Below are 16367 nucleotides of genomic sequence, written 5' to 3' on the forward strand. Positions count from 1 at the left end.
TCAAATGTCGGGTTGTCAAGATTAGTTGTTATTCTAATATATCCTGAAAATGAGTAATTCTCATAATATCCCTTACTAGAGAGTCTTAAGGTTTGACCACTAGCCCAGTAATCAAATTTAAAGTAGAGTTTTGTCTTTTGATACAAAATATCCGTTAACAATTTTAAACTTTTTTCACTAAATACTCTGTTTAATAATTTTTCCAATAAGTATTCTTCTTTAGTATAGAGAGCACAAAGATCATCGAAAAGAATTTTCAGTGCCATCAATAATTCTGACAGAGTATGACCAGAAATGGCATGAAAAGGGTTGTCTACAATCTTCTTTATTCCTTGTCTGCTAATGCCGCTTTTTCTTGATAGTTCACTTTGGCTGATCCCTGTTTCTTCTAGTATTTGTTTTAGTTTATTTTTTAACATGTTTTTCACCTCGAAGTTAGTATAGCAAAAAATGTAGTATTCAAACATGGTAACTCTGGTTGTCATTTTGAAAGGGAATGTTGTAATTGAAGGGTTTTCTATAAAAAATATAGTGCTTTTTAATTTGCTATTCCTTCCATCACCCCCAAAATCAGCTCGGTTTCGCGGTCTTCCATTTCTTGGATGATGTGGAGGTAGGTTTGTTGGGTGGTGGTGACGTTGTGGTGGCCTAGGCGTTTGGAGACGGATAGGATGTTGACTCCTTCGAAAAGTAGGATCGAGGCGTGGGTGTGGCGCAGGGCATGGAAGGAGATTGTGGGAATTTCGCATGTGGCGCAAATTTTTATGAGCAGGCGGTTGATGGTGATATTGGCCGGGAGGTTGCCGTTTTGATCGGTACAGATGAGTTGGTTCGGGTTTTTGGCGGGCCGGCTTTTTTTGGTTGCTTGGTGGTTTTTGAGCAGCTCGATTGTATGGCGGTCGATGGCGACTTTTCGCTTGGAATGCTTGTTTTTTGTGGGGATGAAGCCGGTGTGGTATTTGTAGTCCCAGGTTTTGGTGATGGAGAGTTGCTGGTTCTCAAAGTCAATGTCTGACCAGGTGAGGCCTAAAACTTCAGCAAAACGCATGCCTGTGACGGCGGCTAGGTAGATGATCAGATAATGGCTGTTCAAGGGGGCGATTTGGCGGGTGTGACGGGTCAATTTTTGCCATTCGGATAGGTTGAGATAGGTGGACTTCTTGCGCGGGTTTTCGCGTCCTGTGAGGATGGCTTTGCGGGTGGGATCGGTTGTCAGCAGCTGTTCATCAATGGCATCTAGGAGTGCGGCGCGGATGTGCTTGTGGAAGCAGGCGGTTGTTGGCTTGCTGTGATTTTTTGCATAGGTGTTCAATGTGTTTTGATAGGTCAGGCGGGTCAGGTCCTTAAGGCGGGTTTTGCCAAAGTATTCGGAGATTTGTTGCTGGGTGGTTTGGTATTTGATATAGGTAATGGGGGAAATGAATGGTTGCTTAAATGTGGTCATCCAATGCTCGAAATATTCGGCTAGTGTTTGCTTATTTGTTTGTGTGGATGTCATGTGATTGCCTCCGCTTCGCTCGTTTTTAACTAAAGTATATCTCTTTACGGTGGCTAAAGAAAACTCCTTCAGTCAGACTAAAGGAGCTTTTTGTGAAACTATTTTAGATGGCCGTTCTCAAAGTAATCAGTTCGGTCGGATTCGGTGATGGGACGGATGACGCGGCAGGGGTTTCCGGCGGCGATGACGCCAGCAGGGATTGATTTGGTGACGACACTGCCGGAGCCGATGATGGTGTTTTCGCCAATTGTGACGCCTGGATTGACGATTACATTGGCGCCAAGCCAGACGCGGCTGCCGATTTTGACGGGTTTCGCGATGCAGCCGCCTTTTTCGCGTTCTTCTGGCCAGATGGAATGGTTGCTTGTGTAGATGCCTGCTCGTGGGCCGAAGAGGACATAGTCGCCGATCTCGATGGTGGCACCGTCAAGCATGATGCAATCGTAATTGGCGTAAAAATGATTGCCGATATGGATGTTTTGGCCGAATTCACAGCGGAAATTGGGCTCGAAATGGACATTTTCGCCGACGCTGCCAAGGGATGTTTGCAGGATGGCTTCGCGTTCTTTCTGCGGGGCGCCAAAGCTTGCATTATAGCGGTTAGTAAAGGCAATGCCGTCTTCTCTGGCTTTCGTGAGTTCGGGGGCTAGGTCGTTATAGGTTTGGCCGGTTGCCATAAAGGCGAATTTTTCGTTTAGTGTCATGATGGTGTTCTTCCTTTCGCTTCAATGTTTTTGGCGGACTTCGTCAGGTGTTTTGTCGTAGTGCTTTTGGAAAACTTTATAAAAATGGCTGGTGCTCTTGTAGCCGACTTGGTGCGCGATCATTTCCACTGGATAGGTGGTCTGGCTGAGCGCTTCATAGGCATGGTAGAGCTTCTTGTGTGTGATGATCGTGCTGACGGAAAGGCCGGTGTGCTTTTTGATAAAACGGCTCAGATAGGCTTCGCTGTAATTGAAAACGTGCGCGATATCTTTTAAGGAGGTGTCGGCGTAGTGATTTTCAATGTAGTCGAGGATGGAGAGGGTCTTTTTATCAATGCCGTGAAAGCTGTATTCCTCACACTTTGCTAGTTCGGCAAGGAGCAGGAGTAGTAGTGCCAACAGGGTGAAACTTTTTTGATAGGAGGTTGAAATGTATTCGTGAATAATTTGTTGAATGATCGAGCGAATCGATGGGTGGTGCGCTAGTGGGTAAAACAGATAATGGCGCCCGTTTTCGTTGCGCAGGAAATTGGAAAGCGGGTTTTTGTCTGTGAGAAACTCGTGAAAGATTCCCTCGGCAAAAAAGGCATCCCGCAAGCAGATGTTGATAATGACGGCCTCGGGATTAGATGCTTTTAGGGCATGGACGCTTTCCTTATTCATGATGAAAATATCGCCGGTGAACATGTAGATTTCTTCCTGCTCGATTAGATTGGTAACGGGGCCTTTTTGTACATAGATAATTTCATAAAAATCATGCTTGTGAAACGGTGTGTTCTCAGAGGACATGTCATGGGCGACGAGAAAGAAGGGCTCATTTTGAGGCAGCGATGTGTGATTTAAGATGTTTTCGGTGGAGACTTCTTTATTTTGGGCGGGCAGCATGATGTCTGCAATGGGGGAATGCGCCTGATCGAATTTTGGCAGGTCGAAAATGAATTTTGGTGCCTGTGCCATATCAAAAACTCCTTTTCAAGTTATAAAACCACATAACTATGTCAAGAAAACAGATTGTAAACGTTGTCTTTTGGCGATAGGATTATTATATCAAATTTGAAAAGCGAGGGAAATAGCATGAATAAAGAATTGAAAAGTAAGATCAGTATTTTTTCGCTCACCATGCTTTCGATGAGTGCGCTGGCAATTGCACCTTCTTTTGGGATGATTGCGGGGGCGTTTCCAGATGCGGGGATGGCAAGTATTCAAATGCTTACGGCGATTCCAAGCCTGACGTCTTTGATTGCGGCTTTTGCGGTTGGAAAATTGGCAGGGCAGCTGTCACTTAAGAAATTGGCGCTTTTCGGGCCTCTGTTGATTTTTCTAGGTGGGATCGCACCATTTTTTGTGACGGGTAGTTTAGCGTTTTTGTTGGTTTGTGCGGGGATTTTGGGGCTTGGCATTGGGATTATTACGAATATCACGCCACTTCTTATTACAACGTTGATTCCGGCAGAGGATCGGCAGGCGGTCATGGGGCAGAATACGGCTTTTGTGAGTATTGGGGCGATCGTGATGACAATGATTGGTGGCAATTTGGCGCAGCAAGGATGGAATTATAATTATCTAGTGTATATTTTAGCGGGTGTGATTCTTATTTTGGCGACTGTTTTGCTGCCAAGTGTTAGAGGGATTAAAAATGGCGAAGCGCCTAAAGTGGCGGCTGGTGGTGAGAAGCTGGGCATGCCAATTTGGGTGATTGCACTTTTAGGGATTGCTTTTTTAGGCCTTTATAATGTTTTTCCAAATAATGTGGCGCTGTTTGTGGAAGGAAATGGTTTGGGCGACACGGCGAATTCAGCGATGGCCAATACGATTGGACTGGTCGGCGGGTTGGTTTCTGGGCTTTTGCTTGGAAAAATGATTCGCTTTTTCCAGAAATATTCTTTTGCAGTGAGTTTTGGGCTTTTAGGGTTGTCAATGTGGCTGTTGAATGTGAGTCCTAATATTGCCTGTGTGTACGTGGCGTGTTTCCTGATTGGTTTTTCGCTGAGTATTTTTATGTCGCAGGCGCCGTTTGCCATTTCCATTTCGGTTAGTGGAATGAAAATGCCGATTGCCATTGCGGTTTATTCGGCGGGGACGGCAATTGGCGGCTTTATTAGTCCGGTGTTGGTGAATGGTTTAGCGGACTTATTTTTACATGAGGATGCGGGAAGTAATATTGTGATTGCTGGCTTGATCGGGGTGGTCATCTGTATCGTGCTTGTTTTGAGTCGCTTTCAGGAAAAATTATTGCAGCGTTCTTCGTTTGGAATCGTGATGGAAGAAGGAGTGAAAATAGATGAATAAAACAGAATCACGTGTGTGGCAGGCGAAATGGATTACCTCGCCGGAAGGGGAAATCAAGCCGGAAAAGGCGTTTTCTTTGAAGGAGATGTTTGAGGGGGCTGGTCAAATGGAGACGGAGCCGGTGGAGGAACGGCTGAGACCGCCTGCTTATTTTATCAAACGGTTTTCTTTGCCGGAAAAAGAGGTCGTGGCGGCATTTTTGCATATCACGGCTCGGGGAATTTATGAGGCAAAATTAAATGGGCGCGCGGTGACGGATGCCTGTTTTGCGCCAGACTATACGTCTTATCAGCACTATTTGCAGTATCAGACTTATGAGATTACGGATTTGCTGGCAGAAGAGAATTCCTGGTCGGTTGTGCTGGCGGATGGCTGGTATGGCGGACGGATTAGTGTTCAGGGTGGTAGTGCGCAGTTTGGCGATCGGCTTTCGTTTTTAGGGGAGATTGAGCTGAGGCTGGCGGATGGTGAGGTGCGTTTGATTGGGACGGATGACGAGTTTGGCTATACGACGGGGAAATATTGTTACAGTGATATTTGTATCGGCGAGAAGCAGGATTTGCGGCTTGATGTGGAAGGGCAGCTCGACTCGGTGGCGCTTCGGCCGGTGCAGGTTGTGAGTGAGGATTATGGGGCGCTGGTTCCGCAATTCGGGCCGCAGGTGAAAGTGATGGAGGAGCTTCCAGCAAGAAAAATTTGGCGGGAAGGGGACGCGGTGATTGTTGATTTTGGTCAGGTGATCGCCGGGCGCGTTGCGTTGTCGCTTGATTTGGCGGAAGGGCAGCGGGTCGAGATTGAACATGCGGAGGTTCTGGATGAGCAGGGGCAGTTTTTCAATAATATTGTCGGGCGGAACAAGGATCAGCGGGATGTTTATATTGGCCGGGGGGAACGCGCTGAGCTGGTGCCTGCTTTTACGTTCCACGGGTTTCGGTTTATTCGGATTACGGGCTATGAGAAGCCGCTTGCTTGTTGCGATCTGAAGGCGCAGGTGCTTTATTCGGCGATGCGAAAGGCGGGGCATATGAAAACGTCGAATCTGAAGATCAATCAGCTGCTCGCCAATATTGAATGGAGCCAAAAGGGCAATATGCTGTCGATTCCTACTGACTGTCCGCAACGGGAGCGGGTCGGCTGGACGGGGGATATTCAGGTTTTTTCACCGACCGCTAGTTTTTTCATGGATGTGGAGGACTTTTTGACGAGATGGCTGCAAAATGTGACATATGAGCAGTTGGCATCGGGGGAAGTACTGGATTATAGTCCGGCGCCAAAGGATTTTTATCAGAGTGTGGAATTTACTGGGTCGCTTTCGTCGGCCGGGTGGGGAGATGCGATCATTTTGGTGCCTTGGGTGCTTTATGAGCGGTACGGCAATACGAATGTCCTGGCGGCGTGCTATGAGGCGATGGTCAAGTGGCATGAATTTTCTAAGAGAAGTGCGGCAGGTGATAAGGAGGGGGACGCGCGTTATATTTGGGATACGAAATTCCACTATGGCGACTGGATGTTCCCGAGCTATATGATTGGCCCGCAGGCGAAAGGACCGATGGAGACGGCAAAAGTCACGAAGGATTTAGTGGCGACTGCTTTTCTGGCACATTCTTCCGAGATTTTGGGGAAAATTGCCGCTCGACTTGGGAAAAAAGAGGATGCGGCTGGGTTTAAGGGCTACTCGGATGAAGTGCGGCGGGCATTTGAAGAGCGCTTCTATCAGGATGGCCAGCTAACGGCCGATTTTCAAGGCTGCTATACGCTTGCTGTGGCGTTTGATCTTCTGCGAGAGGAGCATAAAGCGGCGGCGGTTGGGCGGCTGGTGGACTTGATTGAAGCGAATCAGTTTAAGCTTGATACGGGCTTTCTGTCGGTGCCTTATCTGCTGGATGTGCTGGCCGATAATGGCTACGCGGAGACGGCTCGGCGCGTCTTTTTGCAGGAGGAATGTCCGTCTTGGTTCTATGAAATTAATCAGGGGGCGACGACAATTTGGGAATCCTGGGCGGGGATTGATCCGGACGGCGGGAAAGTGGGGCGCTATTCGTTCAATCATTATGCGTTTGGCTGTGTGGGCGACTGGCTCGTTCGCAAAGTGGGCGGTCTGAAGGTGAAGAAGCCGGGCTTTGAAGAGTTTTATGTGGCGCCCGATTTCGACTTTCCGATTGCATTTTTGGCGCTGACGTATGAAACGAAATATGGGCAGATTCGGATTCACTGGCAGAAGGATGAAGCGGGCGGCATGGCGGTCGAATGTGAGGTGCCTGAGCGGACGACGGGCTTTTTGGTCTTGCCGGATGGTGCGGCAGCTGGGCTGGGGAGTGAGTATTTGACCGTAAGAGCAGAGGGGCGAGTGGTTATCTTGCTGCCGGCAGGCAAACACCGTGTCAAATTTCAAAAAGACTATTGACAGCGATTTCAAGCAGTGCTAGGATATAAATGAGGCTTGTTACCGGTAATGCGGGCAATACCAAAAGTCAGCTTTGCGGCTATTTTTTGGTGTTGCCCCTTTTTTATTTGCTTCAAAAGGTGGTGGTAATGTGAAAATTGAGCGGATCTTTAATAATAATATCGTGAGCGCGATCAGTGGTGAGGGAAATGAGCTGCTGCTTCTGGGCAAAGGGTTGGGCTTTCGGTCAAAAGTAGGGGATGCGATCGATCCTGAAAAAATCGAGAAAACATTCGAGCTGAAAGATGAAAAGCTGAATGACCGATTTAAGTTGCTTTTAAATGAAATCCCGCTTGCTGTTCTGGAATTGACGGATGATATTGTGCATCTTGTGAAGGCGCGTCTGGCGAAAAATATTAGTGATGTCATCTATATTTCACTTTCCGATCATCTGTATTTTACGCAAAAACGGCTGAAGGAACAGATGGTGATTCAAAATCCGCTGTCGTGGGAGGTCAAACGTTTTTATCAAGAGGAATATAAGCTAGCGCGAATTGCGGCGGAAATGGTTGAAAAGGCCTTTCAACTGGAACTGCCGGAAGCGGAGGTAGCGAATATCGCGCTTCATTTTGTCAATGCGGAAGTAAACAGCGATATGAATGATGTGACGCATATCATGCAGCTGATTCAGGATATCGAATCGATCATCAAGTATCACTTCAATGTGGAATTTGATGAGGAAAGTACGAGTTACTACCGGTTTATGACGCATCTGAAATTTTTCTGTCAGCGGGTGATCATGGCGGAAAAGGTGGAGGAAACGGACGAGTTTCTTTATCAGACGTTTAAAAAAAGTCACCCGGATATTTTTATTTGTATTGATAAGATCAGTGCTTTTTTAGAGAAGAACTATCAATTTACAATGAGCCATTCGGAAAAATTTTATTTGGGGCTCCATATCGAACGATTATTAAAAAGAAAAATTTAGCAGGCTTGTTACTGGTTAGGCAGGCAATACCTGAATGAAGATGTGCTTATTTTGGGCGCTTTTCATTCGGGTTTTTATTTTGGCTTTAGGAGGATTTGAACATGGATTACAAGCAATTAGCAAAAGAAATTCTGCAAGCGGTCGGCGGCAAAAAAAATGTCAATGAGGTCTATCATTGCGTGACGCGGCTCCGTTTTCAGTTGAAGGATTTGGAAAAGGTTGATCAGAAGAAATTACAGGCGCTGGACAAGGTGATGGGCACTAATGTGGCCGGCAGTCAGTTCCAAGTGATCATTGGTAACGACGTGCCGAAAGTTTTTGACGCGCTGGTGGAGGAACATCCAGAATGGCAGTCTAAGTCTTCTGGCACGGCGAAAAAGAAGGCGGGCAAAAAAGGCGTGAAAGGGTTCTTCTCGGGGATTTTTGATGCGTTTTCGGGTGTGTTTGCACCGATCTTGCCGGCGATTGCTGGGGCAGGTCTTCTAAAAGGATTCATGGCGCTGTTTGTCACGTTTGGCTGGCTGGCGACGGATACGGAAACCTACCGAATTTTGATGGCGATTGGGGACGGCGTCTTTTACTTTCTGCCGATCGTTGTGGCGGTTAGTGCGGCGCGTTACTTTAATACAAATATGTTTGTGGCGCTCAGTGTGGGGGCGGCCCTTTTATATCCCGATTTAACGGCACTGCTTGCAGATGGGACGGCAACACATTTTCTTGGCTTGCCTGTGACTTCTGTGACATATGCCTACTCGGTGATTCCGATTTTGCTTGCGATTTGGATGATGAGCTATGTGGAGCGCTGGGTGGACCGGATTATTCCGACTTCACTGAAGCTGCTTTTTGTGCCACTGATTACGCTCTTTATTATTGTACCGCTGACGCTTGTGGTTGTTGGGCCGCTTGGAACCTTTGTAGGTGATAGTGTCTCTGGCGGGATTAACTGGCTGCTGAATAATGGCGGCGTGATTGGCGGGATCATTCTCGGCGGTTCGATGGCGATTATTGTGATGACGGGGATGCATTATGCGATTGTACCGTTTATTATCAGCAACTTGGCGAAATACGGCTACGATAAATTCCTGCCGCTCACATATATTTCTAATATGAGTCAGGCGGGGGCAACTTTTGGGGTGTTTTTACGTTCTAAGGATAAGAAAATTAAATCATTGGCATTCTCGACGGGTCTAACTGCCTTGATGGGTGTGACGGAGCCGGCGATGTATGGGATTAATATTGTGTACAAACGACCGTTTATTGCTTCCCTGATTGGTGGGGCAGCTGGTGGCGGATTTGCGATGATGTTTGGTGTAAAAGCGTATGTCATGACGGGGAATGGTGGTATTCCAGGGCTTCCGGGGCTTGTCGGTGATACGTTTGTCTATGCGCTGATTGCCATGGCGCTGGCATTTGTTGTGGCACTGATTTTCTCGTATATTTTCGGGATTGATGAAGAGTTGCCGGTGGAAGAGCTGGAAGAAACGGCTCATGTGACAGCGGGCGATGAAATGTTGTATGCGCCGGTAGACGGGGAAATGATTGCGATCGACAAGGTGGAGGATGCGACGTTTGCCGATGAAGTGATGGGAAAAAGTGTGGCATTTGAGCCGCATGAAGGCAAGCTTTATGCGCCTGTGAATGGTACGATTATCTCTGTTTTTAAAACGAAGCATGCGATTGCGCTGAAAAGTGATAATGGGGCAGAAATTCTGCTGCATGTGGGTATTGATACGGTGAAGCTTGACGGGCGGTATTTTGAGGCGCAGGTTGAGGCTGGGCAAGTTGTCGAGCAAGGGGACCTTTTACTGACGTTTGATTTGGAGAAAATTCGGGCGGAGTTCCCGGTGACGACTGTGATGGTTGTGACAAACAGTCATGATTACGCGGATGTGAAGAAAGCGGATCACGATAGGGTGAAAAAAGATCGTCATGTGATGACATTAAGGAGTGAAGAAAATGAGTAAGCAGGGCTTTCCGGCAGATTTTTTATGGGGTGGTGCGACGGCGGCCAATCAATTTGAAGGCGGTTATGACGAGGGTGGAAAGGGGCTCGCTTGTGCAGACTTGTTCAGCAGCGGGTCGCATACGGAGCCTCGACGGATAACGGCTGAGATTCGGGACGATTTATTTTATCCGAGTCATGATGCAGTGCGTTTTTATGATCACTACAAGGAGGATATCAGGCTGATGGCGGAGGCCGGTTTCAAGGTATTCCGGTTTTCGATCAACTGGACGAGAATCTATCCGACGGGCATGGAGGAGGAGCCGAATGAGGCGGGGCTGCAGTTTTATGAAGATGTTTTTCGGGAGCTGGCTAAATACGGCATTGAGCCGCTGGTGACGATTGCCCATTTTGATGTGCCGCTTTATTTGACGAATGAAAAGAATGGCTGGGCTTCGCGCGACCTGATAGATCTTTATTTGAAATATTGCGCGACGATTTTCACGCGGTACAAGGGGCTGGTCAAGTACTGGCTGACGTTTAATGAAATCAATACGGCGACGCTTTCGTTTGGGAATTACTTGTCGCTTGGGATTCGGCACGGGGAAAGTGATTTTCTGCATCAGGAGGACCGACCGTCTGAACGCTATCAGGCGCTGCATCATCAGTTTGTGGCAAGTGCCAAGGCGGTCAAATTGGGGCACACGATTGATCCCGATTTTCAAATTGGCTGCATGATTGCCTACATGCCGCGCTATCCAAGAACATGTGAACCGGCAGATGTGCTTTTGGCAAAACAGACCGAAGCGATGCATAGTCATTTTTGCGGGGATGTGCAGGTGAAGGGGCGCTATCCTTATTATGCGAAGAACTATTTTGAAAGCCAAGGAATTCAGGTGGATTTTGCGGAAGGCGACGAAGAGGCGCTGCTTGCGGGAACGGTTGATTTTTATACGTTTAGCTATTATTTGAGCCTGTGCGCTTCGGCTGATCCTGCGTATGCGAATTCTGGTAAGAGTGTGATTGGCGGTGCGGAAAATCCGTATTTGCCGACCAATGATTGGGGCATGCAGACGGATCCTGTTGGTTTGCGGATTTCGCTGAATGATTTGTACACGCGGTATGAGATTCCACTGATGGTGGTGGAAAATGGACTGGGAGCATTTGATAAGCTGACGGCTGATGGGCATGTTCATGATGCCTACCGGATTGATTATCACCGGGCACATATTGAAGAGATGCGGAAGGCCATTCTGGATGGTGTGGATCTGATTGGCTACACGATTTGGGGCTGCATCGATCTTGTGAGTGCATCGACGGGCGAAATGGCGAAAAGATACGGCATCATTTATGTGGATAAACAGGATGATGGCTCGGGGGATTACAGTCGTTTGAAGAAAGACTCGTTCTATTGGTATCAGAAAGTGATTGAGTCGAATGGTGTGGAGATTTAATCGGTAAAAGGCACATTAAAAAATAAAAGAACCTGGCATCAAGTGATCGTCCTATTTCTCAAAATGGACTTTAGCTTGATGCCGGGTTCTTTTTTGGGATGATTTATTCACAAAACGGTGCACAGCTGCCACGTTCGATCAGGCTGGTGTTGACTTGGATGTGTCTGGTTTCAAACATGGACTCGCCTTTGATTTGTTTAGAGAGGAGGGCAAGTGTCTGCTCGGCAATGTCGCGTTTTTTGACGTGAACGGTCGTTAGTTCGGGTGTGATGACTTTGCTTTCGTTGATATTGTCGAAGCCTAAAATGGAGACTTGTTCTGGGACTTTGATGGATAGGCTTTGGAGCATTTTGATCATGCTGATTGCCATATAGTCATTTTCGCAAAAGATGGCGGATGGCAGGTCGGTTAATTGGGTGAGCGCGTCTTTGATGGCGGGCTCTTCTTTGATTTGCATGGCCGGCAGGTGGAAAATGTGAACGTCAGGGATCGACAAGTGGGCTTCGTTTAGTCGTGCGTAGAAGCCGTTTTTTCTTTCCTCAAAATTCTTGATCCGCGGCAGACCCATCACATAGCCGATTTTTTTGTGGGAAAGTTTTAGAAGGTGATCGGCTGCTGTGTATCCGCCCAGAAAATTATTGATGGAGACAAAGTTGGCTGGAATCTGCGGGTACCGGGTGTCTAGAATGACGATTTTCGGGTATTCCTGCTGAATTCTGCAAATTTCTTCTGCGCCCAAATTGGTGCCAAGTAAAATAATGCCGGCGGATGGCTGTTCCTTTTCGGCTTCTGCGAGTTCTTCTAAAATGGTCTCCGCGTCAAATGTTGAAATGATTAAATCGTATGGGTAGCCGGCGATTTCAGCGGATAAATAGCTGAGTAGTTCACTGAAAAAGGGCAGATTTTGATATTGATCGGTGATTAAATCGGGACTCTTGCAAGCGATGAAACGAATGGCCGATTTTTTTTTCGTTCTTTTATTGGTATTGCGTAATGGGACGTAGTTATTTTCTTCGACGATTTTTAAAATATGTAAACGGGTTTCTTCGCTTACGCCGGGTTTTCCGTTCAGCGCAAGGGAAACAGCCGATTTTGAAACATTTGCTAGTCGCGCGATATCCTCGAGCTTCATTGTCATTTCCCCTTGTTTACTAAATTTATTCTATTTATTATATCATGTTTAGTAAATTAAAACAAAAGACTGCTAGAGGATGCTATTGAAAGCGATTTGTTTAGCTAAATGTTATAAAATAGACTAAAATAAAACATAAAATAATCTAAAAATTTATTGACTTAGTTTAGAAAGGAGACTATAATGCAAAGTAAGAAAGCGATTACGAATTGCTTTTTCTCTCAACTAAAATCATTACTAAACTTAAAATGAAGGTGGTTAAAAGATGGGGTCGATCAAAATTGGCTTTGCTCCGACAAGGCGAAGTATATTTAGTGCGCCAGACGCAGTCAAATATGCGAACCTCACACGAGAAAAACTAAACGAACTAAACATTGAGTTTGTCGACATTCAGGAATTCAATGAGGACGGTCTGCTTTATGATGATCAGGATGTGGCGAAAATTGCGGCGAAATTCAAGGCGGCTGGGGTAGACGGGCTGTTTTTACCGCACACGAACTTTGGGACGGAATATGTCTGCGCAAGGCTGGCCAAAGAGCTGGATGTGCCGGTGCTCTTGTGGGGACCGCGTGACGAGCGGCCGGATGAAGAGGGAATTCGTCTTCGGGATACGCAGTGCGGCTTGTTTGCAACTGGGAAGGTGCTGCGTCGCTTTCAGGTGCCGTTTACTTACATGACCAACTGCCGGCTTTCTGATCCGGAATTCGAGCGGGGGCTGCGCGACTTTATGGCTGTCTGCAACACGGTCAAAACTTTCCAAAACATGCGGATTTTGCAGATTGGACCGCGGCCGTTCGACTTTTGGACGACGATGTGTAATGAAGGCGAGCTGCTTGAAAACTTTAATATCCAACTGTCGCCGATTCCGCTTCCAGAGCTGATTCAGGAGATTCGGGGCGTATCGGATGAAGAAATCGACAAAGTGGATGCTACGGTTGCTTACTGCCACAGTTGTGCGATTGTCAAAATTAAAGAAGTCGACTTGCGGATGGTTGCGGCGCTGAAGGTTGCCATGAAAAATCTGGCGGAAAGATACGGCTGCAGTGCGATTGCGATTCAGTGCTGGACGGCTCTCCAAGATGAGATTGGCATCATGCCTTGCGCGGCCAATGCCATGCTGATCGACGAAGGGATTCCGGTTGTTTGTGAAACGGATATCCATGGCGCGATTTCATGTCTATTGATTGAAGCGGCGAATATGGGCAAGAATAAGAGCTTTTTCGCTGACTGGACGGTGCGCCATCCTGACAATGAAAATGGTGAGCTCTTGCAGCATTGCGGTTTGTTCCCGTTCTCGGTTGCCAAGAGTAAGCCAGCGATCGGTTATCCGCTTGCTTTTGATTCTCCCGGGGCAGTGGAAGCGGAGGCCAAGGCGGGTGAACTGACACTTTGCCGCTTTGACGGAGACAATGGCGAGTACTCTCTGCTGCTGGGTAACGCGAAGGGGATTGATGGTCCTTACACGAAGGGTACCTATTTGTGGGTTGAGGTGGACAATTTAAAACGACTGGAAGAAAAAATCGTGACGGGACCTTATATCCATCATGTCAGCGGGATTCATGCGGACGTTGTGCCGGTTCTTTATGAGGCGTGTAAATATATCGGTGTGAAGCCGGACCTCTATGATCCGATTGAGGAAGATGTAAAGGCTTATCTGCGCGGCGAGTAGAGAAAGGAGTTTGACAATGAGTGAATTAAAAGTAAAATCTTTTGAAATTAGAAAAACTGTGATGAAAATGATTTATGAAGCAAAAACGGGGCATACGGGTTCGGACTTGTCTTGTACGGATATTTTGGTGGCGCTGTACTATGGCGGCATGAAGATCGATCCGAAAAATCCGCAGGCGGCAGATCGTGATCGCTATGTGCAAAGTAAAGGGCACGCTGTCGAGGCGCTCTGGGCGGTCTTGGCGGATAAGGGCTTTTTTCCGCAAGAGGAATTGGCTACTTTTTCGGCTTTCGGCACGCGGCTGATCGGGCATCCGAATAACAAGGTGCCGGGTATCGAAATGAATACGGGCTCGCTTGGTCACGGGCTGGCGGTTTCGGTCGGCATGGCATTGGCGGCGAAAATGGACGGGAAAAGTTATCGGACGTTTACGCTGATGGGCGACGGTGAACTGGCAGAAGGGTCAGTCTGGGAAGGGGCGATGGCTGCTGCGAATTATCAGCTGGACAATTTGACGGCGATTATCGACCGCAATACTTTGCAAATTTCCGGGCGAACAGAGAGTGTCATGAGTTTGGAACCGTTGGCAGATAAATGGCGGGCATTCGGCTGGGATGTCATCACTGTGAATGGAAATGATCCGGACGCGCTACAGGCGATTTTTAAAGCGGAAAATCATGCCGGCAAACCGCGGCTGGTGATTGCGGAAACAACGAAAGGTTACGGTGTCAAAATGGCGGAGGATGTGGCGAAATGGCATCATTATGTGCCGTCAGCGGAAGAATATAGGGTGGCTATACAAGATTTGGATGAAAGATTGGAGGCGAGCCGCAATGAATAAAATCGCAAACCGTCAAGTGATGTGTGAAGTTTTAATGAAAGCGGCGGAAGAGCAGCCGGAACTGGTCGTATTGACGAGTGATTCCCGTGGTTCGGCATCGCTCGGGGCTTTTGCTGAGAAGTATCCGGAAAAGCTGGTTGAAACAGGGATTGCGGAACAAAATCTCGTGGGAATTTCGGCGGGACTTGCTCACAGCGGTAAGCGGCCATTTGTCGCCTCTCCGGCATGTTTTCTCAGCATGCGCAGTATCGAGCAGGTGAAAGTGGATGTGGCCTATTCCGGCACCAATGTCAAACTGGTTGGTATCAGTGGAGGCGTGAGCTACGGGGCGCTTGGAATGAGCCACCATTCACTGCAGGATATTGCGGTGACGAGAGCGATTCCTCAATTGGAAGTGATCATTCCAGCCGATCGCTTTGAAACGGAGGCGGTCTTTGAATATCTGCTGAAATCAGATCGGCCGGCTTATGTGCGTCTTGGTCGCAATGCGGTCGAGGATTGCTATGTGGAAAAACCGGATTTCAAGATTGGGCAGGTGGTCACTTTGCGTGAGGGGGCGGATGTAACGCTTCTTGCAACGGGTGAGATGGTTCGTGTGGCTCTTGATGCGGCGACGGTTTTGGCGGAACGGGGAATCGATGCACGGGTTGTGAATTTCCCTACGATCAAGCCGTTTGATCAGGAGGCGGTCAAGCGAGCGATGACAGAAACCAAATTGCTGGTCAGTCTGGAAGAACATAGTATTTATGGCGGCTTGGGTGCGGCTGTCAGCGAAGTGGCGGGCAGTGTGTCCAGTTTGACGCGGCATGTGATTTTAGGGATTCCGGATGAACCGGCGATTGCGGGAACGAGTCAGGAAATTTTCGCGCATTACGGTTTGTCGGCCCATGGGGTTGCGGAGACGGTTGCGAGGAATCTGCCAGTCAGTGAAGAGGCTGGAAAATGACGAGTCGTTTTCAAATTGCGATCGACCAAAGTACATCTGGGACAAAGGTGCTGTTATTTGAGGCGGAGGAACTGATTGACCGGCTGGATAAAAAGCATCGGCAGTATTATCCGCAAGATGGCTGGGTGGAGCATGATCCGGAAGAAATCAGTCGCAATGTCCGTGAGTTGATTGCGGAAATGCTGACTAGTCACGATTTGAAGCCAGAACAGGTAGAGCGTCTGGCGATTACCAATCAGCGTGAGACGATCGTTGCTTGGGATAAGACGACTGGCAAGCCGCTCTACAATGCGATTGTTTGGCAATGTGACCGTACGAAGGCAATTTGTGAGGAGCTTAGAGCGGCTGGGCATGAGGAGCGGGTCAAAGCGATTACCGGCTTGAAAATAGATTCTTACTTCTCGGCGCCTAAAATCAAATGGCTGCTGGAAAATGTGCCGGCTGTTCGTGAGGCGCAGGAAGAGGGGCGGCTGGCAGTCGGGACGATGGACTCATGGCTGTTGTTTACGTTGACTCCCAAC

At 47.8% G+C, this 16367-nt stretch carries 14 protein-coding genes; 9 read left to right on the forward strand and 5 right to left on the reverse strand.

Features of this window, described 5'->3' with window-relative positions; translation table 11 throughout:
- From CS921_RS12810 to CS921_RS12825, 4 genes are all read right to left on the reverse strand, one after another.
- A partial coding sequence (locus tag CS921_RS12810) for a helix-turn-helix domain-containing protein (protein ID WP_162921769.1) occupies nucleotides 1-419 on the reverse strand: 419 nt, incomplete at its 3' end.
- Between the two features lie 119 nt (nucleotides 420-538).
- Nucleotides 539-1498 (reverse strand): tyrosine-type recombinase/integrase, encoded by a 960-nt coding sequence (locus CS921_RS12815; RefSeq protein ID WP_099224522.1) that lies wholly within the window; start codon nucleotides 1496-1498, stop codon nucleotides 539-541.
- Between the two features lie 98 nt (nucleotides 1499-1596).
- Entirely contained in the window at nucleotides 1597-2202 is a 606-nt protein-coding gene (locus tag CS921_RS12820; protein ID WP_099224524.1) for a sugar O-acetyltransferase, read from the reverse strand.
- Nucleotides 2203-2223: 21 nt separating this feature from the next.
- Nucleotides 2224-3159 (reverse strand): AraC family transcriptional regulator, encoded by a 936-nt coding sequence (locus CS921_RS12825; protein ID WP_099224526.1) that lies wholly within the window; start codon nucleotides 3157-3159, stop codon nucleotides 2224-2226.
- A gap of 117 nt (nucleotides 3160-3276) precedes the next feature.
- Between CS921_RS12825 and CS921_RS12830 the strand changes: the two genes are divergently transcribed.
- The 5 genes from CS921_RS12830 to CS921_RS12850 all read left to right on the forward strand — a co-directional run bounded on the left by CS921_RS12830 (nucleotide 3277) and on the right by CS921_RS12850 (nucleotide 11258).
- Nucleotides 3277-4491 carry an MFS transporter gene (locus CS921_RS12830; RefSeq protein WP_099224528.1) on the forward strand — a complete coding sequence of 405 codons (1215 nt, stop codon included), beginning with the start codon at nucleotides 3277-3279 and terminating at the stop codon, nucleotides 4489-4491.
- Complete coding sequence (locus CS921_RS12835) at nucleotides 4484-6895, forward strand: alpha-L-rhamnosidase (protein ID WP_099224530.1); 2412 nt, start codon at nucleotides 4484-4486, stop codon at nucleotides 6893-6895. Before CS921_RS12830 ends, CS921_RS12835 begins: the two co-directional genes overlap by 8 nt.
- A 130-nt stretch (nucleotides 6896-7025) precedes the next feature.
- Nucleotides 7026-7862, forward strand: coding sequence for a BglG family transcription antiterminator LicT (licT, locus tag CS921_RS12840; protein WP_099224532.1), 837 nt, complete (start codon nucleotides 7026-7028; stop codon nucleotides 7860-7862).
- Nucleotides 7863-7963: 101 nt separating this feature from the next.
- Nucleotides 7964-9826, forward strand: a complete 1863-nt coding sequence (locus CS921_RS12845; protein WP_099224534.1) for a beta-glucoside-specific PTS transporter subunit IIABC — start codon at nucleotides 7964-7966, stop codon at nucleotides 9824-9826.
- Nucleotides 9819-11258 (forward strand): glycoside hydrolase family 1 protein, encoded by a 1440-nt coding sequence (locus tag CS921_RS12850; RefSeq protein WP_099224536.1) that lies wholly within the window; start codon nucleotides 9819-9821, stop codon nucleotides 11256-11258. Before CS921_RS12845 ends, CS921_RS12850 begins: the two co-directional genes overlap by 8 nt.
- A gap of 103 nt (nucleotides 11259-11361) precedes the next feature.
- Here CS921_RS12850 and CS921_RS12855 read toward each other — a convergent pair whose 3' ends face one another.
- The gene (locus CS921_RS12855) at nucleotides 11362-12390 is read right to left on the reverse strand and encodes a LacI family DNA-binding transcriptional regulator (RefSeq protein ID WP_099224538.1); all 1029 of its coding nucleotides are present in this window, start codon (nucleotides 12388-12390) and stop codon (nucleotides 11362-11364) included.
- Between the two features lie 265 nt (nucleotides 12391-12655).
- On the opposite strand from CS921_RS12855, the gene CS921_RS12860 reads away from it, so the two are divergent.
- The 4 genes from CS921_RS12860 to CS921_RS12875 form a co-directional block, all read left to right on the forward strand.
- Nucleotides 12656-14059, forward strand: a complete 1404-nt coding sequence (locus CS921_RS12860) for an L-fucose/L-arabinose isomerase family protein (protein WP_099224540.1) — start codon at nucleotides 12656-12658, stop codon at nucleotides 14057-14059.
- Nucleotides 14060-14075: 16 nt separating this feature from the next.
- Entirely contained in the window at nucleotides 14076-14900 is an 825-nt protein-coding gene (locus CS921_RS12865) for a transketolase (RefSeq protein WP_099224542.1), read from the forward strand.
- A complete protein-coding gene (locus CS921_RS12870) occupies nucleotides 14893-15846 on the forward strand; it encodes a transketolase family protein (RefSeq protein WP_099224544.1) in 954 nt (317 codons plus the stop codon). The genes CS921_RS12865 and CS921_RS12870 overlap by 8 nt, the downstream gene beginning before the upstream one ends.
- The coding region (locus tag CS921_RS12875) for an FGGY family carbohydrate kinase (RefSeq protein ID WP_240422361.1) at nucleotides 15843-16367 on the forward strand (525 nt) is incomplete at its 3' end. The genes CS921_RS12870 and CS921_RS12875, both read left to right, overlap by 4 nt.

This window comes from Listeria costaricensis (genome assembly GCF_900183385.1).
GTDB classification, from domain to species: Bacteria; Bacillota; Bacilli; order Lactobacillales; family Listeriaceae; genus Listeria; species Listeria costaricensis.